Source organism: Campylobacter sp. 2018MI01, assembly GCF_018501205.1.
Lineage (GTDB): Bacteria > Campylobacterota > Campylobacteria > Campylobacterales > Campylobacteraceae > Campylobacter_E.
This window is the reverse complement of the sequence record NZ_JAHCZE010000026.1, coordinates 1-22,504: the sequence shown is the minus strand read 5'-3', so window position 1 is coordinate 22,504 and position 22,504 is coordinate 1. Positions and strand designations below refer to the sequence as shown.

The window sequence follows — 22,504 nt, the reverse complement described above, 5'->3', positions numbered from 1 at the left end:
AATCAATACATAGCAAAATCTTATAAAAATAAATTATTTTCATAATATATATTTTAATTATTTTACTTTGTAATTAATGTTTTATGATGTATAAATTATAAGTGCAAAATATAATGATTTTACTTTATTATAAAAGCTAAAATTAATTGATTAAATTATCTAATTAGTATGAAAATTTTTTATTTTAAATTGTTTTAATATAAGAACATTTGTTTTTAAGAATTTGAAATTATTTTTATTTATAAATATTAAATGCCTAAAAATAGGCATTTAATTAAGCTTTTATATCTACTACATTGCCACCTAATTCAGCTATTTTATCATCTATAGCTTTTACGGCGCGTTCGATTGTAGCATTTGCAATATCAGCATATCCTTTGCTAAAACCACCTAAAGTCTTATCAGCGTCTTTAAAACCACGCATAATTCCTTCACGACCTGCTTTTAGCTTTTCAATATCATCTCCAGCACCAGCTAGAACAAAACCAGCTATTCTATCGCCAGTTTGCTTACTACCCCAATAGCCATCTTCACTAATTAATTCTTTAGCTTTTGCAGGAGTTAAGTTTTGTAAATTCTCAAAACCATCACCTAATTTACCTAAAGTTCCAAGAAAAGTATTAAGTTGCATTTCATTTTTTGAAAAACTAAATATGCTTCCTTGAGTATTAAATTGAGAAAAGCTAATTTGCATACTTTGTGCTATATAAGCATTTGTAATATCCTTACCACTAATACTACTTAAATCCCTATCTCCTAAGTCAATGCCTATATTTTTTAAATTATCTTTTATAGCATTTCTTGCATCATCTTGAGTTTTTACACTTTTTGGTAAGCCACTCGTAAAACCTGAATTACTAACAGAACCTACATTCATAATCTTCTCCTTTTAAATATAGTCTTTTTTATATCGGCTAAATAATAAATTTATTTAATTTTTTAATAAAAATAAATTTATTTTAAATAATTTAATACTAAATTTGCAAAATACTTACTAGCTAGTAGCAATACTTCATCGTTGAAATTATATTCTGGATGATGAAGATTTGCACTATCTCCATTATTTATAAAAGCATATGTTCCTTTAACCTCATCTAAAAATGCAGAAAAGTCTTCGCTACCCATTAAATGCGGGTGTTCAAACTCACATTCATCTTCACCAAAACTCTCAATCGCAGCAAGTCTTGCTAACTCATGTGCTTCATCATTATTGATAGTAGCTTTTATATTTTCAGCTCTTTTTACTATAGCTTTTATATTAAAAGCATTTGCTAAGTTTGTTGCTAATTCTTTAATTCTTGTATCAATAAATTCAAGCTCTTGATTGCTAAGACCTCTTACATTTATCATAACACTAGCTTCATTTGGGATTATATTAAATGCTTTTGTAGTTCCTGCTAGAAAGCCTGTAACATTTACAACGCTATCTTTTAATTCTAAAGATTTAAAAGTATATAAAGCATTTACAAAATTATTTGCAACGCTTATTGGGTCTTTGCATAAATGTGGAGCCGATGCGTGTCCGCCTAAGCCTATAAAATCTACTTTATAAGCACTTACACCTGCCATCATTACGCCTTTTTTCATAAAGAATTTCTTATTTTCATAGCCTTTCATCTGTGAAATTGGCATATTATGAATTCCATAAATATAATCAACCTTAAAGCGTTCTAAAACTCCATCTTTTATCATTCTCATAGCACCGCTTAGCATTTCATTATCACAACATTCTTCAGCAGGTTGAAAAAATAAATTAAGAGTTCCATTAAAATTAGCACTTGCTAAATACTTAGCAGCCATTAATAATCCTGCCGTATGCCCATCGTGTCCGCAAGCGTGCATACAGCCATTCTTACTAGCATAATCAAGTCCTGTGCATTCTTCTATACTAAGTGCATCCATATCAGCTCTAAGACCTATGCTTTTAGTAGAATTTCCTTTCTTTAATACTCCTACAACACCCGTTTTTCCTATGCCTTCATAAACTTCATAACCAAATTCTTTTAGTTTATTTGCAACTAATTTTGCGGTATTAAACTCATTAAATCCTAGCTCTGGATTTGCGTGTATGCTATGTCTTAACTCTATAAATTCTTTATGTAAATTATTTAATTCTTTCATTAATAATACACCTTATTTTCTTTTAAAAAGCTTCTTAAATCTTCGTATTCGCTATTGGTTAAAAATCTATATTTTTTAGGCTTTAACACACCCAAATCAACCCTACCAAAAGCAACCCTTTTAAGTTCCACTACTTCTAAATCAAATTCAGCAAAAAAGCGTCTTAATTCTCTATTTTTACCCTCATCAATAATAACTCTTAGCTTTGTATATCCACCACTACTTCCAAAAATCTCATATTCTAAAAAAGGCTTTAGACTAAGATTTGTGATTTTGCTTTTTGGGTGTGCTCCTTTTAAGCTATTTACAATCTCAAGTCCATTTTCCATAGCATTGATTACATCTTTACTTATAGTGCCTTTAATTTTTAAGTAATATTCACGCTCTAAGTTACTTTGCATTAAAAAATCAGCTATTACAGGACTATCTACTAATAAAAGTATGCCCGTTGATGAAAAATCTAATCTTCCAACAGGATTAAAATGTCTAAAATCTCTTGGCAAATTATCATATATCAAGGCTCTTCCACGCTCATCTTTATGGCTTACTAATTCGCCTTTATCTTTATGATATACGATGACGCTAAATTCACTTTTTTTATAAATTCTTTTACCTTTTACAAAAACTTTATCATCAATTCCAACTTCACTCCAGTCTTCTAAGCAAACTTTGTTATTAATCTTTACTAAGCCTTCTTTTATTAATTTATCAGCTTCTTTTCTTGAATACTTGCTATTGTGTGCTATAAATTTATTAAGTCTCATCACTCATCCAATAATTGTAATAATCCTATTATTTTTTCATTCTCAAGAACTACTAAAATTGATATTTTGTTTTCTTTCATATAAGAAAACGCCTTATGTGCTAAAACTGATTTTTCTATGGTTTTAGGATTTTTACTAGCATATTCTAAGGCTAATTGCTCTAAAGAAAAATCATCCTTAGCCATAGCTCTTCTTAAATCCCCATCACTTAAAAATCCAACTAATTTTTCATTATCAACCAATAAAGCACAACCAAAACTTGCCTTGCTCATACAAATAATAGCGTCTTTTAAACTAGCATTTTTGCTTATTATCGGTAGATTGTTTTTATGCATTAAATCACTAACTTTTACATAATACTTTTTACCTAATGCTCCACCTGGATGATTTATACCAAAATCACTAACGCTAAAATCTTTTAAATTAATAACACAAGCTAAAAGCGCATCAGCTAAAGCTAGAGTTAGAGTAGTTGAGCTAGTAGGTGCTGGTAGATTTGTGATTGCTTCATTACAATTTGTAGCAATATTGAAACTACAAGCATTTGCTAATGGAGAATTGCTTTGAGAAATGCTAATTAAAGTAGCATTTCTATCATTTAAAAATGGTAATATTTTTAACACTTCTTCGCTTTTACCACTAAAAGAAATTAAAATCACCACATCATCTTTACAAATATTTCCTAAATCTCCGTGCATTAACTCACTAGCATGAATAAAAAATGACCTTACCCCACAACTAGCAAACGAAGCTGCAATTTTGCGTCCAACGATACCACTTTTACCAACTCCAACAATGATTAAATTCCCTTTGCATTCGCTAATTATCTTAGCAACTTCACAAAAACTCTCATCTAAAGAATTTGACGCTTCTTCTAAAGCGAAGGCTTCTCGCTTTAGAATGTTTTTTGCAATTTCTAGCATATTTTATCCTTAATGAATATTTAATAATAAATACGGATATTTTTTATATTTTTTGAAAAAATACTTCTTAAGTGCATTTCTTAGTGCAGGCTCAAATGCCTTTTTATCCTTTAATAAAGTATCTTTTGCATCAGCTATAAATAATTTAATATAATTGCTAACATCAGTTGCAAAATCTTGAGCTAGTTTATTTGATACTAAACCAAAATTGATTATATGTGCGTGATTTAGCGTCCTTGCACCCATATTAATATGAAGATTAAGCTGCACTATTCCATGCTCTGCAAGATTTTTTCTAGTATTTAATAAATCATCATGCACTTCTCTATCTACTTGATTGTCTATATAAGTTTTACCTGTTTTAACGGTTTTTAATCTTCTTAATTTATTCCAGCTAATCTCCATTTGATCGCCGTTATTTAATAAATATATATTTTTTTCATTCACACCACAAGCAATTGCACTAGCTTTGTGCTTACTAATATGAGAATACTCTCCATGCACAGGCAAGAAATATTTAGGTTTTACAAGTCTTAAGATTAACTTTTGCTCTTCACTTGCTGCATGACCGCTTACATGAATTTCGCTAAATTCTTGATAAGCAACACTTGCTCCATGACGCATTAATAAATCAATTACACCTGATACACTTGCTTCATTACCAGGAATTGCTTTAGCGCTTATAATTACTTGATCATTAGGCTTAATTTTTACATGTTTGTGTTCGCTTGTAGCCATTCTATATAATGCACTCATACTCTCACCTTGTGAGCCTGTAGTTACTATTAATATCTCTTCATCAGGATATTTATCAAGCTCATCAGCACTTATGAAAATCTTTTTATCAAATTTTAAATATCCAAGCTCAATTGCTGTAAATAGGTTTCTTTCCATAGAACGACCTATAATACAAACTTTTCTATTATATACAAGTGCGTGTGTGATTGCTTGATGGATTCTGTGAATGTTTGAGCTAAATGTACTCATAATCACACGACCTTTGCATCTTGAATAAATCAAATCAAAAGTCCCACCAACGGTGCTTTCACTCTTAGTTACACCTTCGCGGTAACTATTAGTACTATCACTAAATAGACATAAAACACCTTTTTCGCCATAATAAGCTAAACGATGTAAATCACTAGCATAACCATCTATTGGAGTATGGTCAATCTTAAAATCTCCCGTATGAATAATAGTTCCAGCAGGAGTATTTATAGCTAATGCACAGCTATCTATAATACTATGAGTTATATGCATGAACTCAACTTTAAAAGAGCCAATTTCATAAATTTGTCTTTTTGTAATTGGTCTAAATAATTTGCATTTATCTTTAAGCCCATGTTCGCTAAATTTATTTGAAATCATTCCAAGTGGAAGCGGCGTAGCATAAATCGGAAAATCAAATTCTTTATAAAAATAAGGCATTGCTCCAATATGATCTTCGTGAGCGTGAGTGATAAGAACAGCTTTTACTTTATCTTTTATCTTTCTAACATAAGAAAAATCAGGAACTACAATATCAACACCTAAAGTATCAGCATCAGGAAAGCTCATTCCAACATCAATGATAATAGCTTCATCTTCATACTCAATTACGCTCATATTTCCACCAATAGCACCAAGTCCGCCTAATGGAGTAAATTTAACACTTGCATTACCTTTGTAATTTATCCAAGGATATAGCCTTTTTTCTTGAGCTTTTTCGTTTTCTTTCATTGATTCAGCTAAGGCTTTTTGCCAATCTAAATCACCTTTTAAAGAAGCTGGTAAGATTTTTTTCTTACGCTTTTTTTTCTTTTTAGCTTTTTTATCGTCAATTTCTTCTTCTAATTCTTCTAAAAGTTCATCTTCGTTTTCAGCGTTTTCATAACTTCTTGCTACTTTTGTTTTTTCTAAATCTTCAATATTCATTTTCATCCTTTAGTAATTTAAAAAGTTCTAAGAATGATTTAACAGATATTTCATGAGCTCTTTTGTTTTCATCAATTTCTAGCTTGTCTAATGCTTGTTTTACCTTTGTTTTATTTGAAAATGAACTAAGCATTTTTTTTCTTGGTTGATTAAAGGCTATCTTGATAAAAGAATTAAAAGCTTTTAAATCTTTTTTATCCAACAAATTAGGCTTTTTAATAAGCTTAATTACACTAGAATTTACTTTTGGCATAGGAGTGAATGCACTAGGTGGCACTTCACAAACATTAACTTTATCACAAAGTAAATCCGTAATAACACTTAAAGCACAATAATCAATCCCAAAAAATCTATCTGCTAATTCTTTTTGAATCATCACAAGCATACCTATGCAGTTATCATCAAATAAAGCATTTATAATAATTTGCGAACTAATATAATACGGCAAATTAGCACATATAAAATAAGGCTCATCGCTAATTTTTACATTCATAACATCAGCATTTATTAGCGTAAAATCTCCACTTAAAATCTCTTTATTAAAACGCTCGTTTAAAATAGGAATTAAACTATCATCTATTTCAAAACTTGTTAATTTAAAACCGCTTTTAAGTATTGGAGCAGTTAAATCACCTAAGCCAGGCCCAATTTCAATTAATTTTGCTTTTAAATCTTTGGGTATCGCTTGGATGATCTGCTGTTTTACTAACTCATCTTTTAAAAAATTTTGTCCGAATTTCTTTTTTGCCTTAATCATTTGGGGAGTATATGAAAAAATATTTAATGTATAGAAAAATTATTTTGAAATTCCTATTTCAAATTCTCAAACAAAAAAATAATAAAAAGTGGGAAATTTAAAATGGTGGTTAGAGGCAGAATCGAACTGCCGACACGCAGATTTTCAGTCTGCTGCTCTACCGACTGAGCTATCCAACCACCGAAGTAAAAGCCGTTATTATATATGATAATTCTTAAATTATGCTTAAATTTTTTCTAATGCGAAAATTTGTTGTTTTAAAAACGAATAATTAAGTATTGAAAGTATAAAAACTACAATACTAGCAATACTTAAAAATGAAATTCCTATTTCAAATTCTTGAAAAAATAAAATTATCAAACATAAAATCATTACTAAACAACTAATACTTATCGCTTTTATTTGTCTTTTTTTAGCCTTATCAAAATTATTTTCATTTTGATTTTTAAATAAAATCACTCTATCAATAGCAACTACAAAATAAGTATTTTCGTAATTTTTTAATTCATCTTGGATTATAAATTCTTTATTTTTATAAAGTAATTTATTATTTTTCACACTATACTCACTTGTAATTAAAGCACTTTTTGCAAGTCTTAAAAAGCTAAACATCTAAATCTTTCATATATTTTATAAACAAATCCCCACGCTCAGCATAAGAACTAAACTCATCTAAACTAGCACACGCAGGACTTAATAATGCTATTTCTTTAGTTGTTAAATCTTTATAAATCATACTTACAGCTTCTTTTAGATTGGTTCTAATTGGGTTTAATCCGTGCTTTTTAGCAATATCGCTAAAATCGCTCTTGCCTATTAAATAAAGCTTTATATTTTTATCTAATTTTGAGAAAAACTCATTTAAATCTTGACCTTTAGCATCTCCACCAGCAATTAAATGTAAAGGCTCTTTAAAACTATTAATAGCAGCAAGTGCAGCTGAAATATTAGTAGCCTTACTATCATCAATCCAAATTCTATTTTTACTATCTTTAAAAATCTCAACTCTATGACGACCAATTTTAAACTTAGATATTTTTTCATATTCAATTTTGCCACTAATAATCTTACAAGCAGCCAACGCTAAACACGCATCTAATAAAAACGGCTCATTGTAATTTAATCTAACTAAATCAATATCAAAAAGTTTAGCTAAATCACTAGAATTCTCATAAAAATATTTAATACAATTTGCACTCTTTAAATACTCTTCATATTTTTTAGGCACAATAATACTTGCTGTTTTATTCATTCTAAAAATTAAATCAAGTTTTGCTTTTTCATAATTATTAAAGCTTCCATGCCAAGAAATATGATCATCACAAATAGGTAATAATACATAAAGTTCAGGTCTTGCAACCTTAGTATAATGAAGGGCAAAAGAGCTCATCTCAAGAACAACTAAAGGTGCTTTAAGATTCATTAATGCAATTGGTTTTCCTATATTTGCTCCTGCTTCAATATTAAGCAAATAAGAAATCATTTCCGTTGTAGTAGTCTTACCATTAGTCCCACTAACCCAAATACTAAGCCCTAAAGCTTCGTTATAAAAATCAATCTCACTTGTTAAATTCTTAGCACTTTTACATAAAATATGATTAGGCGCAATTCCAGGACTAACTACTTCTATACTACTTTTATCAGGATTAAAATAGCTTGTAGGTAAAAGCTTATTACCAAATTCATCTTCACTACAAACGCTAAATTTATCATCATATATATACCATTCACCCTTTTTATAAGTGCTTGTAATCGCCTTAGCAACATTTCCATATCCAAACATTGATAACATAAAACTCACCTTAATTTAATAGTAATTAACGCTAAAACATTGCAAATAAATGCAATTAGCCAAAATCTAACTATGATTTTATTTTCACTCCAACCAATTTGCTCAAAATGATGATGAATTGGAGCCATTTTGAAAATCCTTTTATGAAATATTTTAAAACTTCCAACTTGTAAAATAACGCTAATAGTCTCAAGAACAAAAACAAAACCTATTAAAATTAATAAAATCTCATTTTTTGAAATTATCGCTAAATATCCAACAATAGCTCCTAATGTAAGTGAACCGCTATCTCCCATAAATACTTGTGCTGGATGGCAGTTATACCATAAAAATCCTAGTAAAGCACCAATTAATGCAAGTGCAATCACAACGCATTCTTCACTCCCGCTTACTCTAGGTAACAATAAATAATTAGCATAAACAGCATTTGAGCTAAGATATAAAAACACTGATAATGTAAATAGTGAAAACACACTAGGCACACAAGCAAGCCCATCAAGTCCATCAGTTAGATTAATAGCATTTGAGCTAGAAATTAACACCAATACCCAAAATAATAAAGCAAAATACTTCATATCAATTATAGGATATTTATAAAATGGGACAAAAAGTTCTGTGCTAAAATTCCCATATATCATAATAGGTAATATTGTTATTAAAGATGCAATTAACATTAAAATCATTTTAGAGCGTGGTTTTAACCCAGCCTTATTTGCCTTTTTTAATACCTTGCCTAAATCATCAATTATTCCAATAGCACCAAAACAAACAATACACAAAATCGCACTAAAACTATAAACATTAAATGTAGTAAAAACAAGACTAGATAATAAAGCAGCACAAATAAAAACAACCCCACCCATTGTAGGAGTATTAGATTTTTTTTGATGATTTAGTGGTGCATCACTTAAAATTGGCTGATTAGCCCCTACACTCTTTGCCCAAGAAATAAAAAGTGGCATAATAATTAATGTAATAATAAACGATAATAAAAACGCTAAAAAAGCCCTAACGCTAATGTAAGAAAATAAGTTTATATCAAGGTTAAACATTTTTGTTCCTAATAAATTTATAAAAAAGGCAAATATTATAATAAAATTATAAATTTTTAGAGTATTATTTCTCTTTTAACCAATATAAGGAGTTTATATGTTAAATCCAGTTCTAACAATTGCAGGAAGTGATTGCAGTGGTGGTAGCGGACTTGAAGCTGATTTAAAAACCTTTACTATGCATAAAACTTTTGGAATGGCAGTAGTTTTAGGAGTATATGCTGTAAATACTCAAGGAGTTTATGGTGCTTGTGTTATGAATGAAGATATTGTATCGGCTCAATTTGATGCAGTATTTAAAGATATTCCACCAAAAGCACTAAAAACAGGATTAATGGGGGATGCTAATTTAATAAGATTAACTATTGAAAAATTTAAAGAATATAAACCTAAAAATATAGTAATTGACCCTGTTATGTTTGCTAAAAGTGGTTTTAGATTAATAGGAGATGAAGATTTTAAGCTTTATGTAAATGAGTTTATCAAATTCGCTGATATTTTAACGCCTAACAAATTAGAAGCTGAACTTTTATGTGGATTTGAGATTAATTCTAAAGAAAAACTAAAAGATGCTGCTAAAAAATTAATAGACTTAGGTGCTAAAAGCGTAATTGCTAAAGGTGGAAAATATTTTGATTTAGCGATAGATTATTTTTATGATGGAAAAGACTTTTACGAGCTTTACGGAAAAGCTTTAAACACCACAAACGATCACGGCGCAGGATGCACTTTAAGTGCTTCTATAGCTGCTAATTTAGCTAATGGACTTTCTAAACTACAAGCTGTAAAAGATGCTAAATTATATACACAAAATGCAATGGAATTTGCTCCAAACTTAGGAAGTGGCAGAGGCCCATTAAATCATATGTTTAATTTATAAAAAGGCAAAATATATAATTTTGCCTAAAACTTATATCCAAAACCAATCTTAAAAAAATAAGAATTAAATTCTTTAAAAAACTGCTTACTTAAATCAATATCCAAACTTAAACTATCATTTAATAAATACTTAGTTTGTATTCCAAGCTCAAAACTATTAAGATTTTTAAAATATAGATTTTCTTTAGAATATCCATCACTTATAATAAGCAATTTATCCTTGCTTAAGCTTTTAAAATAATTACTATTTAGCGAAAATGCAAAATCATTGTTAAGGTATTCTAAAGCAAAACCTAATTTTAAAAAGCAATTATTTTGCCTTTTAAATAAAGCTTTTATATATTCATTTTTATATTTTGTCTTTGGTAAGTATTCAAAAACAAAAGCAATATTTGGCTTATATACAAAATAATTTTCATAACTTAATCCAAATTCTACTTTTGAATTAACGCTAAAATAATCTTTATTTATAATCCCTAAATCATCAAGATTTATCGCAACTTCGTGCTCATTGTATTTAAAATCAGTATTTATATAAAAATTATCAAAATTAAAATTAGCATAAAATCCGCCGCCATAGATTTTATGATTTTTGCTTTCATTATTTAAGCTATATAAAAACAATCCTAAATTATTATAAAAATAATTATATTCATTAGATTTATTTATTTTTATTAGATTTAGCCAATAATTTATATCATTTATATCCCCACTTAAATACTCATAATCTAAATAATCAAACCTTTTGCTATCAAAATTTAATCTTGAAATAGAATAATTTAATAAGTCTTCTTTATAGAATTTATTTTTTATATTATTAATTAGCTTTTTATCCACACCAATTTTTGCAATATCGGGATTTTTTGCTGTAATTTTATTTATTGCATTATTTTCTAAATTCTTTTTATATTTATCATCAAATAATTCATTAATATCGCTAATATTTAAAGAGTTAAAATCCCCTATCCCAAGCAAAAAAGCTCCATTTTGCTCTTTTTTTACTATTACTTCTTTATCAAAACCAAAAACACTAAAGCCTTTTATAGTATATACAGCAAAATCTTTACTTAAATCCTTACTACTTCTTGCTAAAAGTAAAGGAAAGAATCCTAAATTATTTTGATAATTTACAATTTTTATATCATTATTTACGCCTTTTATCTCTTCATCAACGACAATAGCCCCACTAAAACCATCATTAAAATAAAGAACAAAATTATTATTATTAGCTTCTAGTGTTTTAGCTCTAAAACCACCATAAATTGATGAAGAATTTAAAATCAAATTATCAAAAATCATATTTTTTGAATTAATTGTAGAATTATTGATTTTCGCATTTTTTACTTTTAATTCTTCATTAGCTAAATTACTATAAGCAATCTCAATATCCCCACCTAAAATATCAGCATTAATAGCAGATGCATTAGCATAAAAATACGCATTATCGCTTTGAGTAATGGTATTATTAAAAGTAGATTTATAACTTGTAAAAAATCCACTATTATTTATCTTTTCAAAACTAGAATAAATACTATCTACATTTAAAGTATTTTCTAATTGATTTTTAAACTTAAAATTGCTTCCTACTAAATCACCATTATTAATAACCCTATCATTAAAGGTAATATCATTTCCAATAACCCAGCCATTAATATCATTATCTAATTCTTTATTAAAAGTAGTAATATCACCTAAAATCATACCATCATTATAAGTATTTGCAAAAGTTAAATTCTCTCCAGAAATAGTGCTATTTTGATTATTTTTTAGATTATTTTTAAATTCTAAAAAATCCCCATTGATAGTATCATTATTGATTACTTCGCCAATAAATTCTGCATTATTTACATCCATAACAGCATTGTTAATTACTTCATTAAAACTAGCTTTATTATCTATAAAAATATATGAATTATTTTCTAAAATTGATTTAAATGATAAATTATTTCCAGATATAAGCCCATCAGTATCATTTAAAACATCTCCATTAAAAGTATTGTTATCTCCAAAAATCCAGCCTTCTTGAAAGTTAATAAAATCATAAAAAATATTATCATCTCCATAAATTAAGCCATAATTTTGCATATTAAAAAAATTATTGTGATTAGCTTCTATCATTCCATCATATAGATTAAAAAACTCTTGATTTGTAGTAGTATTGGTGCTTAAGAAATATCCATTATTAACAAACATTTGAATATTATGAAATGAGCCTTCAAAAAATCCACCATTATACACCTCGTTAAAAGTAGAAAAATTACCACTTAAAGTAGCACCAAAATTATTATTAAAAACACCAGAAAATTGATTTTTATCACTATTTATGACGCCTTCATTATCTATATCTTCATTTGTAATTATCTGATTTGAAATCACTTCATTTTCATTGATAATTAAAGCATTTAAAAAAGTTAAACTAAATAAAAATAACAAATATTTTTTAAACTATATAAACCTTTATATAAAAATAATTTTTAATTATATTTAAAAATTAGCTAATATTAAAATATCAAAATAATATTTTAAATTCTAATTTAATTTTTTATATAATATTTATAATTATTTTCAATTATTCTTAAGAAATGTTTTTTATAATTATTATTTTTTAAGGAGAATGTATGAAAAAATTATTATTTGTGTCAATTTTATCAAGTTTAGCTTTTGCTGATGTAAGTTATTTATTAAATGTAAAAAATATGGGTTGCAATGGTTGTGCTAAAAAAATAATAGAAGCGTCTAAAAGTATTGCTGAAGTTAAAGATTACAAGGCTGATTTTAATTCTAAAGATTTAGTTATTACTTTTGCTAAAGATGTAGATATTAAAGCAATAGTAGAAAAAATCAACGAAATCGGCTATAAAGCAGTGCAACAATGAAAGCATTTTTTATAATGCTTTTAGCACTTAATCTTAATGCAAATGTTTATTTTATAAAAGATATGGCTTGTGAAGTTTGTGTTGATTTTATTAGTTTTTGTGCTAGTAAAGTTAGCAAAAATTATAAAGTAGATTTAAATTCTAAAACTCTAAAAATAAGTGATAAAACTTATGATGAAAAATCACTTTTAAAATGTTTAGCAAAAGATGGCTATGAAGCAATTTTGCAAAAATAAAATTAGGCTAAGCATATTTTTAGCTACATATATTTATGCAAATACCTTAGATGAAATCAATATTAATGCAGTGCAAAATATTGATTATTTAGAATTTTCTAACACTATTTACAATAAAGCCTATCTTAATACTCAAATAAAACAAAATCACACTTTAGATGAACTTATCAAAAATCATACAAATATAAGAATTACTACTAAAGATAGCGATAATTCAAATTCTTTAAAGCCAGATGATTTTTCAATCAATGGTGCTAAAACCTATCAAAATCAAATGTTTATAGATGGAATAAACATAACAAGCACCATTCAACCAGCTATGTCAAAAACGCTATATAAAAATGTCTGGTATAACCCATCTCTTGGTTCATATTCGCTTAATATAGATAGCGAAATTATAGATAATTTAAGCATTTATGATAGTTTTGTAAGTGCTAGTTATGGTGGATTTTTAGGTGGAGTAATTGATGCAAAAATCAAAAGCCCATCAAAAAATCCAAGTGGTGGATTTAGTCTTGGATATAGCTTTCAAGATAATATTTTTATAGATGATAAAATAAGGCAAAAATATTCTAGTGGATATGGTTATCAAGATTTTAGTAATTATTATAAAAGATATTTCAGTGCTAATTTTAGCTCATACTTAAATGATACTTTTGGAATTTTATTTTTTGTAAGTAGTAATTATTCAAATACAAAAATAAAGCAAAAAGATATATACACAATAAATAAAATCAGCGATACAAATAACTTAATTTTGCTAAAAACTCAAAAAGATTATGATAACCATATTCTTAGCTCAACTTTTATTTATAATCCTTATTTAATAAATCAATTTCAAGAAGGCGTAATTGATTCTAATATGAAAGTAAATTATGGTGGATTTAGCCTAGCTTTTAATCTTGAAAGTGAATTAAAAAATATAAATCTTAATCAGCATTTATCATTTTTAAAATCAAATTCTTCAAGAATTTATGATAAAAAAGTTCAGTATCAATTCATTTTACCTTCAGGTATAAAGCAAAGTTATGGTGGGCTAGGAGATACCTTACAAACTGAAAAATCATATCAATATAAATTAGATGCTAAAACTAATGAATTTAAAAATAATGATTTAGAATATAGCTTTAATTTTGGTTTTGAACTTAGTAAAAATCAAGGCAAAATAAATAGAATTAATCCTTATACAAGATATGAAAAACCAATTGATATTCTAGCTTGTAAAGAAAATGATATTAGTTGCATAAATAATCAATATTTTTCATATTATGAAACACATTTTGCAAAAGCTAAAAAATCAATAAATAACTACGCTCAATTTATACAAAGCGATATTAAATATCATAATTTTAGATTTAGATTAGGTCTTAGAAATGATTATGATAGCCTTAGCAAAAGATTTAATATAGCCCCTAGAACAGGACTTGAGTATTATTTAAATGATAATCAATTTTTAGGATTTGGATTTAATAAATATTATGATAAAGGGCTTTTAGCTTATATTTTATATGATGATTATTTTAGTGGATATGAAGAGTATTCAAGAATTGATTATAATAGCCCTTGGATACAAGATACAAAATGGCAAAAAGATAGAGTTTTTATGGGATTAAAAAGCCCTTATGCTAATGAGTTTAGCCTATATTACAACGCAGAATTTAAATATTTTAAAATGTTATTAAAATACATTAAACGCAAAACTTATAATGAAATTTATTCAGCAAATCAAGAAGAATTAGGCTTAGAAAATATAAAAGATACTGATAATAATTATAAAGTTTATTATAATGGCAAAAAAACAGCTAATGATATTATAAGTCTTAATTTATCTAGCAATGAAATTAGTATATTTAATACTAAAAATTATTTTGATTTCAATCTTAGCTATTTACATAAAAAAGGTAGTGCGACTAATTATTTAAGCACAACTGGTAAAAACATAATCTATAATGGTAAAACTATAAAATCAAGTGAATTGCCATTTGTTTATGAGCCTTTTATAGCTAATTTTACTCATAATTTATTTTATGATAATTTTAACTTGATTAATGAAATCACTTATCATTCAGCGAAAAATGATTTATACTCACAATACGATAAGAATTTAAATATGCAAATATTTAGCGATACTAAACTTAAGTCATATTTGAATTGGAATTTAGGATTTGGCTATACTAAAAATATTAAAAATACTAAATTAAAAATAAGTTTTAATATCTTAAATATTTTAAATAGCAAAAATAAAATCAACGTATTTAATTGTAATAACGAATTATGTTATAAATACGCTAATTCAAGGCTATATACTTTTAATCTAAATTATAATTTTTAAATTAGTGCAATTAAGCACTAATTTTTAATGTAAGCTAAACTTAAGCGGCACACTAATATCTAAAACTCTTTCATAACGCTTAAATTTCGCTATCTCAACGCTTTTAATCCCTGCTTTATTTAGATTTTCATATTTTGATGGCTTAAGTATTTTTATATTTTTTGCCTTACCATAATCATAGGTAAATCCTACAACCACTACTCCTTGCTCACGCCTTTTTCTTGAACTCATAGGATAATTGCTCTTAGCAGTTTTATTTAAAACTGATTGAATATGAGAGATTAATTCATCTTGATTATTCCCACCTGCAGGAGTATTATTACTAATTGTAGTAGTTGGTTTAGCTTCATTTATCTTGCTTGCTAAAGGTTCATTTTTAGGTGTGATTGGCTCATCTTGAGTTTTTTTAATTTCTTTTACTTCTTGCTTTGGTTTTGGTTTTTTATGGTGCTTTTTTTTAGGTTTTAAAGCAAATTTTTCTTCTTTTATCTCTTCTTTGATTATTTCTTCTTTTATTTCTTTTACTTCTTCAATTATTTCTTCTTTAACAGCATTTTGAGGTATGCTAGGAGCATAAAAAAGCACCGCTAAAGCTTTATCATTTTTAATCTCACTTGTCTTTACATCAATTCTAAAAAAACACGCCAACAAAACCGCATGAACTAAAAAGGAGATGAAAAATGCGATTTTATTTTTCTGTTGCAATAGCAAAATTTTCATGCTTTAACTCTTTTAAAATATCCACTATTTTTACAAAATGCTTATAACTAGCGTTCTCATCAGAGCGTAAAATTACAATTTCATCTTTACTAATACTTGATAATTTTGTCTTTAATTCATCTACGCTAAGCAAACTTTCATTATAAAATATCTCGCCAGTTTCATTAATACTTATAAATACTTTTTGCTTATCATCAATGCTTACGCTATTTTCTGATTTTGGTAAGTTTATAGCGATTTTTTCTTCTGCTATAAAGGTGCTAACACTTAAAACAATGCAAAGTAAAACTAGCATAATATCAATAAATGGAACTAGATTTAAGCCTTCTTTATTTACTCTCATTATTTTCCTTAAATCTTGATAATACAACATCAACTTTTCTAATAAATGCGTTATATATCATAAGAGTTGGGATTGCTACAACAAGTCCAAGTGCTGTTGCTTTTAGTGCTAGTGAAAGCCCTAGCATAATACTTTTTGCGTCCATAGTAGCCGCATTTGCCATATCATAAAATGTAATCATTATGCCTATTACCGTGCCAAGCAAACCTATATAAGGAGCGTTTTGATAAACGATGTAAAGACAGGTGAGATTTTTACTAAGTGCTATTTCTAATTCATCTTTACATTTATAATGTTTAATATCAATATTTTTAAAAAATATTAGCCTTTCAATACTAAATGCCAAAACTAAAAAGCTCATAAAAAATAATATCGCAAACACAAAATAATCTAAATATTCTTTTAAAAATTCCACATTTTCTCCTAATAATTGATATTCTAAAAAAGGCTAAAAAGCCTTTTTTAGTTTAGAATTTGTAACTAAAGCCTAGTTTTATATTTCTTCCTGCTTCATAGTCGTTTGCAGTCTCAACCCCAAATCTTCTTTGAGAATGTGAAACATAAGTTTTATCAAATAGATTGCCAACGCTTAAGTTTATTTCAAGATTTTGAGTAGGCATATAACTTGCATATATTTCGCTTACTCCATAACCTGCTTTTTTAGTTCCATCTTCTAAAGTCTTACCAGCAAAAGCTATTAGGTTATAACCAAATAATGTATCAATTGGACTAGCAAAATATTCAGCATTAAATGTATATTTATCCCCACTATCACTATATGCCATTACGCCACCAACTTTACTTTTGTCTTTATGTTTTGTTGTTTGATGAGTATAACTTGCACTAAATTTTAAATTCTCATAAGCATAAGAAGCATATAATTCAACCCCACGAACATTAGATTTACCCATATTCATACGATTGTAATTATTTGTAACTGCTTGTCCGTTTTGAGTAGTTGTTACGCTTACATTTTCTTTAATTAAATTCTTATAATCAGTATAAAAATACTTAGCTACAAAATTAACATTATGTTCATTAAAGTTATTTTTATACCCAAATCCAGCTTCATAAGCATCACCTGTTTCAGGCTCTAAATTCTCATCAATATAATTTGTATTAAATGTATTTTCACTAAGTCTTAAAGCTTCAATCGGATCAGGTCCTCTAAATACTTTTGAATACCCAGCAAATAAATTAATGCCGTTTTCTGCCTTATAATCAAGTGCTAATGCAGGGCTAAAATTATTAAATCCTTGAGTTTTCTTGCCAAAATTATCTATAGTAAATCTATCAAATCTAACTCCAGGAATTATGCTAAATCCACCAATTTGAATAGTATCTTGTAAAAATACTGATAGGTTGTTTGCTACTTCTTTAGGATGATTGTTTGTAGGAGTTACAGAAATTGCTCCATTTGTTGCATCTTTTAAACTTGAATGATTTTTTCTAAAGCTTGTAGTTTGATACCACTCAAGTCCATAAAATACTTCTTGATTAAAGCTAGTATTTTCAAATCTTGATTTATTGTTTAAATAAGCACCTGTGGTTTTTACCCCATCATTTGATAAAAATGCTTTACCACCTGATTTTTTAAATTCTGCATAATTTGGAACTTCATCTTTTATAAGCCTATGCTCTGTATGATAAACTCTAAATTCGCTATCAATTAATTCATTTGGATTGTAATTGTAATTAAATGTATAGGTATCTCTTTGCATTTTTTGAGGCAAAATAGCTTGAGCTCTTTCTCCTGCTTTTAGCGTGCCTGTATCAAATGCCACCGAGCCACCAAACTCACCTCTAAATGGAAAATCACCATCATATTCAGTATGCTCATAGCTAAGACCTGCTTTATACTCATCTTTTTCATAATTTACTTTAAATAAATAGCTTAAATCATGACCCTTACCACCAATATCATTGCCATTTCCATCTTTTCCGAAGCCATAATTTTTATGATTGATATATGCTAAAAGACCAAAATTATTATCAGTTTTACCATAAGCCATTATGCTTTTTTGCCATTCTTTATTATTAGTTGAATAGCCTGTCTTAAACTTACCACCAAAACTCTCATCACCTTCTAATAAATCAAATGCACTTGCAGTCTTAAACGCAACCGAACCACCTAAAGCACCTGAGTTATTAGCAACACTTAAAACACCCACGCCAACATCAATAGCTTTTAATAAATCAACATCTAAAACTAAATCAGCCGAGTGATGAAAAATATTTCCACGTTGTCTTGCACCATCAATAGTAATATTAATACCCCTATCATTTACGCCACGCATATAAAGTTTTTGATTAAACTGATTTGTCCCTGCCACATAAACACCTGGAATATCACGCATAACATCTCTTATTGCACCTGCGTTTTTGTTTGAGATTTTTAGCGAATCAACATTAGAATATCCAATTGAACTAGCATTTACTTCAATAGTATCAAGATTAGCATTCTCATTAGCCAATAAGCCAACACCACCAAATAAGCATAAAGCCAAAGAAAGTTTTAAAGATTTTCTCAAAATATCTCCTTAATTGATAATAAAAATGATATTCTATAATATTTTTAGTTAATAACAAAAATAATTATCATAATATTTATAAGTTTTAAATAAATGATAGTTATATTGATAATAAATTTTATTTAAAATTCAAATTCATTGTAATATTGTTTAAGATTTTTAAAATAAAGAATTTAATTTAGCTTTTGTAGTTTTATAATTTTTTAGAAAATACTTCGTATAATAAATCTATTTCGCCATCTTCAAATATAGCTGAATTTTTATTTTTTAGATAATCTTTCATCTTAATTTTATTGATACTTACACTCACTTTACAACCCCTACAATACATTAAAAATCCTTCTCCTAAAGAAAAAAAATCATTTAATTCTTTATTGCATTCCGTGCAAGTTTCACTAAAATAAAGCCTACCTTCATACTCAATCATCAAAGCATAAGCATCTAAAAATACTCTTTTATAATGTTGAGTTTTTAATCTATTAATTATTCTTAAACTTAAATCATAATAAAAACTTCCACACTCTTGATTATCTTTTAAATGCTCATACAAAAGCACACAAAAACTCTGCCAAGCTTTAATAATCTCATAATCATTCCAAGGCAAGGCTAGTTGCATTGTTGAATGTAATTTTGGCAAAAATAAAGGCTGAATACTTAGCTCATAATCAATAATATTTCCGACTATTAAATGTGAGTGTCTAACTCCGTAAAATCTATAGCATTTTATTAATTCTTCGCTACTTAGGATAAAGACTATTAAATCTTTATCCCTAACGCTAAAGGTATTTAAAATTATTCCTTGCAATAATTAGCACCTTCGTTTGCAAAAAAAGTATCGTAATGAATGTTAAAAAAGGCATTTTCAAGACTTTTAAATAATTTTGGGTTTTGTGCTTCAAGACTTGCTAAAAGCTCTTTTGTTTCTGCTCTTGCGTGTGGCATTTTCACATCAAATCTCATAGCAGGACAAGCTTCATCGCCTATTGTTTTAAGACCATTTTTAATAGCATTTTCTCTTAGCATTCTTTCACGAACAAATATCAAAGGACGAATTACGGTAATTCCTTGTGCTGAAGTGAATTTCGCAGCAAGTGTTCTTAAAGCTCCATTATAAGTAAAGTTCATAAAAAAGCTCTCAATAGCATCATCTAAATGATGACCTAACGCTAATTTATTAAAACCATTTTCCTTAGCATAAGTGTATAAATATCCCCTTCTCATACGAGAGAAAAACGAGCAAAAGCTTGAATTTTGACGGATTTTTTCACTAGAAATCTCATAAATATTACTTTCAATTATTGTATGCTTTATACCTAAAATCTTGCAATAATTGCTTAAATATTTATAATCTTCACCCATTCCATAACTAAGCGTTACTGCTTCAAATTCAAACTTAAACGGGACTGCTCTTTGCATATGTTTAAGTAGCATTAGTAAGCTTAAGCTATCTTTTCCACCGCTAAGTCCTACTAAAACCTTATCGCCTTCTTCAATTAAATTAAATTTATCACAAGCTCTTGCTACTTCTTTAATAAGTCTTTTGCTAAGCTCATTTTTAAACAAATGTTCGCACATTTTTAAGACAAATCTAGCACTATTTTTAGCAGCTAGTTCTAAAAACTCATCAAAACTAACATCAGCATTTCCACCTGCATCATCGCTAATTGCTCTTAATATAAAACAAGGCACATTAAGACTTTCGCAAACTAAAGCAACGCTTGCTCCTTCCATCTCAACCGCATCAGCATTAAAAGTATCTTTAATCCAATTTTTCTTAGTTTCATCGCAAATAAATTGATCAGATGTCGCAATAATGCCGCTAACTACATTTAAATCAAGCTCTTTTGCTACTTTTTTAGCAATATTATTTAATTTTTCACTTGTTTTTATAAAAACGCTAGTTTCAGGGACATAGCCAGGTTTGTGTCCAAACGCTGTTATATCTATATCGTGCTGCACTAATTCTTCTGCAATTAATAAATCCCCTATTTTTAAATTAGGATTAAGCGACCCTGCAACGCCTGTAAAAAGCAAACAATCAGCCTTATATTTTTCTATCATTACACTAGCACTTAGGGCTGAATTTACTTTGCCTATTTTTGAATAAGCAATAATTAGCTCATGCCCTGCGTAATCAATGAAATAATAAGTATTATTTGCATATTTACTCTCTTTATAAGAATACTCATTTAAAATTGGCTCAATTTCTTCACGCATAGCACCTAAAATTGCTATTTTCATTGGATTTCCTTAAATGTTTTTATAAAGTTTTCAATATCTTCTAGGCTTTTTATACTAATACTTGGTTTGTTTGTTATTTTTTTATTAAGTCCGCATAAAACACTGCTTCCAAATTCTATAAAACCATCAACGCTATTTTCTATACTTTTTATGCTTTGTTTATATAAAACAGGCTTAATAAGTTGCTCTTTTATAGCTAAAATGGCTTCATTTTTAGTGCTATAAGGCTTTGTAAAAGCATTTGAGATTACTGGTATGAAATCATCATTAAATAACAATTCTTTTTCTAATTTATTAGCTGCACTTTGCATTAAAGGACAATGACTTGCTACGCTCATATTAAGTAGCATTGCTCTTTTTGCTCCAGCATTTTTAAAATCATCTATGCTATTTTCTAAATCTTTTTTAAGCCCAGCTACAACTATTTGACCATCGCAATTGTAATTTGCTGCATAGATTTGCTTATTTTCCTTATTTGCTTTAGCACAAATTTCTTCTACTAAATTATCATCTAAACCTAAAATAACCATCATAGAAGCAGGATTTTCGCTACTTGCACATTCTTGCATATATTTTCCACGCATATTTACTAGCTTTAAAGCATTTTTTAATTCAAGTGCATTATTTGCACATAAAGCCGAAAATTCTCCTAAAGAATGTCCTAAAGATGGAGTGTCTTCATAACTAATAAAAGGCTTTATATCATCTTTTTTTCTTAATGAAATTCCATTTTCTTCTAATAATTTTTCAAATACTTTATAATACATAATGCTATTTAGTAATATTGCAGGTTGGGTAAATTCACTTATATCTAATCTATCATTTTTACTAAAAATTAATTCTTTAAAATCAATACCACAAAAACTACTAACTTTATCATAAGTTTTTCTTACAAACTCAAAATTATCAAATAATTCTTGACCCATAAAAGCACTTTGAGAACCTTGACCTGGGTATAAAAATGCGTAATTCATATTTTTCCTTTTTAATTTATTTTATTATCAAATCTTATAATACAAGTAT

The 22,504-nt window shown here is 27.7% G+C and carries 21 protein-coding genes, 1 tRNA gene and 1 pseudogene; 4 read left to right on the top strand and 19 right to left on the bottom strand.

What is annotated here, in order from left to right; genetic code table 11:
• Window positions 1-274 precede the first annotated feature (274 nt).
• The 10 genes from KJQ97_RS05365 to mraY all read right to left on the bottom strand — a co-directional run bounded on the left by KJQ97_RS05365 (window position 275) and on the right by mraY (window position 9,323).
• Entirely contained in the window at window positions 275-877 is a 603-nt protein-coding gene (locus tag KJQ97_RS05365) for a hydrogenase-4 component G (protein WP_214117343.1), read from the bottom strand.
• Window positions 878-954: 77 nt separating this feature from the next.
• On the bottom strand, window positions 955-2,121 hold the full coding sequence (locus KJQ97_RS05360; RefSeq protein ID WP_214117344.1) for an amidohydrolase: 1,167 nt from the start codon (window positions 2,119-2,121) through the stop codon (window positions 955-957).
• Window positions 2,121-2,885 (bottom strand): pseudouridine synthase, encoded by a 765-nt coding sequence (locus KJQ97_RS05355; protein WP_214120204.1) that lies wholly within the window; start codon window positions 2,883-2,885, stop codon window positions 2,121-2,123. Before KJQ97_RS05355 ends, KJQ97_RS05360 begins: the two co-directional genes overlap by 1 nt.
• Window positions 2,885-3,808: a KpsF/GutQ family sugar-phosphate isomerase gene (locus tag KJQ97_RS05350; RefSeq protein ID WP_214117346.1), complete on the bottom strand. Its 924-nt coding sequence runs from the start codon at window positions 3,806-3,808 to the stop codon at window positions 2,885-2,887. Before KJQ97_RS05350 ends, KJQ97_RS05355 begins: the two co-directional genes overlap by 1 nt.
• A 9-nt stretch (window positions 3,809-3,817) precedes the next feature.
• Entirely contained in the window at window positions 3,818-5,722 is a 1,905-nt protein-coding gene (locus KJQ97_RS05345) for a ribonuclease J (RefSeq protein ID WP_250325130.1), read from the bottom strand.
• On the bottom strand, window positions 5,712-6,479 hold the full coding sequence (gene rsmA / locus KJQ97_RS05340; RefSeq protein ID WP_214120203.1) for a 16S rRNA (adenine(1518)-N(6)/adenine(1519)-N(6))-dimethyltransferase RsmA: 768 nt from the start codon (window positions 6,477-6,479) through the stop codon (window positions 5,712-5,714). Before rsmA ends, KJQ97_RS05345 begins: the two co-directional genes overlap by 11 nt.
• A 103-nt stretch (window positions 6,480-6,582) precedes the next feature.
• Window positions 6,583-6,658: transfer RNA gene (locus tag KJQ97_RS05335), tRNA-Phe, on the bottom strand.
• Window positions 6,659-6,704: 46 nt separating this feature from the next.
• Complete coding sequence (locus KJQ97_RS05330) at window positions 6,705-7,091, bottom strand: hypothetical protein (RefSeq protein WP_214120202.1); 387 nt, start codon at window positions 7,089-7,091, stop codon at window positions 6,705-6,707.
• Window positions 7,084-8,271, bottom strand: a complete 1,188-nt coding sequence (murD, locus tag KJQ97_RS05325) for a UDP-N-acetylmuramoyl-L-alanine--D-glutamate ligase (protein ID WP_214120201.1) — start codon at window positions 8,269-8,271, stop codon at window positions 7,084-7,086. Before murD ends, KJQ97_RS05330 begins: the two co-directional genes overlap by 8 nt.
• 5 nt (window positions 8,272-8,276) lie before the next feature.
• Window positions 8,277-9,323: a phospho-N-acetylmuramoyl-pentapeptide-transferase gene (gene mraY, locus KJQ97_RS05320; protein WP_214117351.1), complete on the bottom strand. Its 1,047-nt coding sequence runs from the start codon at window positions 9,321-9,323 to the stop codon at window positions 8,277-8,279.
• A 97-nt stretch (window positions 9,324-9,420) separates the two neighbouring features.
• Between mraY and thiD the strand changes: the two genes are divergently transcribed.
• Window positions 9,421-10,203: a bifunctional hydroxymethylpyrimidine kinase/phosphomethylpyrimidine kinase gene (thiD, locus tag KJQ97_RS05315; protein WP_214120200.1), complete on the top strand. Its 783-nt coding sequence runs from the start codon at window positions 9,421-9,423 to the stop codon at window positions 10,201-10,203.
• 23 nt (window positions 10,204-10,226) lie between these two features.
• Here the strand turns inward: thiD and KJQ97_RS05310 are convergent, their stop codons facing one another.
• Window positions 10,227-12,635 (bottom strand): hypothetical protein, encoded by a 2,409-nt coding sequence (locus tag KJQ97_RS05310; protein ID WP_214120199.1) that lies wholly within the window; start codon window positions 12,633-12,635, stop codon window positions 10,227-10,229.
• Between the two features lie 185 nt (window positions 12,636-12,820).
• Between KJQ97_RS05310 and KJQ97_RS05305 the strand changes: the two genes are divergently transcribed.
• Genes KJQ97_RS05305 through KJQ97_RS05295 form a run of 3 tightly spaced genes read left to right on the top strand, consistent with a single transcriptional unit; the run spans window position 12,821 to window position 15,646 of the window.
• Window positions 12,821-13,078 carry a heavy-metal-associated domain-containing protein gene (locus tag KJQ97_RS05305; protein ID WP_214117354.1) on the top strand — a complete coding sequence of 86 codons (258 nt, stop codon included), beginning with the start codon at window positions 12,821-12,823 and terminating at the stop codon, window positions 13,076-13,078.
• The gene (locus tag KJQ97_RS05300) at window positions 13,075-13,314 is read left to right on the top strand and encodes a hypothetical protein (RefSeq protein ID WP_214117355.1); all 240 of its coding nucleotides are present in this window, start codon (window positions 13,075-13,077) and stop codon (window positions 13,312-13,314) included. The genes KJQ97_RS05305 and KJQ97_RS05300 overlap by 4 nt, the downstream gene beginning before the upstream one ends.
• Window positions 13,292-15,646, top strand: coding sequence for a TonB-dependent receptor plug domain-containing protein (locus KJQ97_RS05295; RefSeq protein ID WP_214120198.1), 2,355 nt, complete (start codon window positions 13,292-13,294; stop codon window positions 15,644-15,646). Before KJQ97_RS05300 ends, KJQ97_RS05295 begins: the two co-directional genes overlap by 23 nt.
• Window positions 15,647-15,670: 24 nt before the next feature.
• On the opposite strand, the gene KJQ97_RS05290 is transcribed toward KJQ97_RS05295, so the two are convergent.
• From KJQ97_RS05290 to KJQ97_RS05255, 8 genes and pseudogenes are all read right to left on the bottom strand, one after another.
• Window positions 15,671-16,366: a TonB family protein gene (locus KJQ97_RS05290; protein WP_214120197.1), complete on the bottom strand. Its 696-nt coding sequence runs from the start codon at window positions 16,364-16,366 to the stop codon at window positions 15,671-15,673.
• Complete coding sequence (gene exbD / locus KJQ97_RS05285; RefSeq protein ID WP_214117358.1) at window positions 16,335-16,709, bottom strand: TonB system transport protein ExbD; 375 nt, start codon at window positions 16,707-16,709, stop codon at window positions 16,335-16,337. The genes KJQ97_RS05290 and exbD overlap by 32 nt, the downstream gene beginning before the upstream one ends.
• A complete protein-coding gene (exbB, locus tag KJQ97_RS05280; RefSeq protein WP_214117359.1) occupies window positions 16,696-17,124 on the bottom strand; it encodes a TonB-system energizer ExbB in 429 nt (142 codons plus the stop codon). The genes exbD and exbB overlap by 14 nt, the downstream gene beginning before the upstream one ends.
• Window positions 17,125-17,176: 52 nt before the next feature.
• Window positions 17,177-19,240: a TonB-dependent receptor domain-containing protein gene (locus KJQ97_RS05275; protein ID WP_214120196.1), complete on the bottom strand. Its 2,064-nt coding sequence runs from the start codon at window positions 19,238-19,240 to the stop codon at window positions 17,177-17,179.
• 193 nt (window positions 19,241-19,433) lie between these two features.
• A complete protein-coding gene (recO, locus tag KJQ97_RS05270; protein ID WP_214120195.1) occupies window positions 19,434-20,045 on the bottom strand; it encodes a recombination protein RecO in 612 nt (203 codons plus the stop codon).
• A complete protein-coding gene (locus tag KJQ97_RS05265) occupies window positions 20,033-20,815 on the bottom strand; it encodes a PP-loop family protein (protein WP_214117410.1) in 783 nt (260 codons plus the stop codon). Before KJQ97_RS05265 ends, recO begins: the two co-directional genes overlap by 13 nt.
• A pseudogene (locus KJQ97_RS05260) lies at window positions 20,801-21,481 on the bottom strand (5'-methylthioadenosine/adenosylhomocysteine nucleosidase); the annotation flags it as partial. The gene KJQ97_RS05265 and the pseudogene KJQ97_RS05260, both read right to left, overlap by 15 nt.
• Window positions 21,478-22,455: an ACP S-malonyltransferase gene (locus tag KJQ97_RS05255; protein ID WP_214120194.1), complete on the bottom strand. Its 978-nt coding sequence runs from the start codon at window positions 22,453-22,455 to the stop codon at window positions 21,478-21,480. The pseudogene KJQ97_RS05260 and the gene KJQ97_RS05255, both read right to left, overlap by 4 nt.
• Window positions 22,456-22,504 lie beyond the last annotated feature (49 nt).